The 663-nt window shown below is 30.9% G+C and carries 1 protein-coding gene; it reads right to left on the reverse strand.

Annotation, left to right across the window (positions count from 1 at the left end; translation table 11 throughout):
* Window positions 1-148: 148 nt before the first annotated feature.
* Window positions 149-634, reverse strand: a complete 486-nt coding sequence (gene lnu(A) / locus I6F09_RS37180) for a lincosamide nucleotidyltransferase Lnu(A) (RefSeq protein WP_000700648.1) — start codon at window positions 632-634, stop codon at window positions 149-151.
* Window positions 635-663: the final 29 nt, after the last annotated feature.

A 663-nucleotide genomic window follows, 5' to 3' on the forward strand; every position in this document is an offset into this window, starting at 1 on the left:
GTATAAGAGACAGGTTGAGAAGAACCCTTAACTAAACTTGTAGACGAATGTCGGCATAGCGTGAGCTATTAAGCCGACCATTCGACAAGTTTTGGGATTGTTAAGGGTTCCGAGGCTCAACGTCAATAAAGCAATTGGAATAAAGCAATTATGTTATTGATTTTAAATTTTTTATATCAAAATGGTCTTTTTCTGTTAAGTCATAACCAGAATGAAAAAGAAGCTGAGCTTCTTTTGAAATACATGGTATTTTTCGACCTTTATAATTAGTTTCTGAAAACCATTCATTTTGAAAAACGTAATTGCCACCTTCTGGATTTGCTTGAGTAATGGAACCATCATCATTTAAATTTATGGGATGAATATCTAAATATCCATATTTTTTATGTTTAAGTTCCATGCGTGAAGGCATCCAATCAACTTCTATTTTATATCCTATATCTTCTAATTTTTGTATAACTTTTTGAGTGTGTTGGGCGTCAAAATCTATATCTATATCTCTGTGTTCTCTTTGTTGTTTTCCAGTTAATACATCTACACCCCAACCTCCATCTAACCAATAAGTTACTTCCATTTTTTCAAATAAGTCTAAAATATAAAATAAATCCTTTTCTGTTACATTATTAATTTTCATTTTATCCCTCCTAATTTAGGAATTTGAAA

The sequence above is a fragment of the Bradyrhizobium sp. IC3195 genome, assembly GCF_020193585.1.
Taxonomy (GTDB): domain Bacteria; phylum Pseudomonadota; class Alphaproteobacteria; order Rhizobiales; family Xanthobacteraceae; genus Bradyrhizobium; species Bradyrhizobium yuanmingense.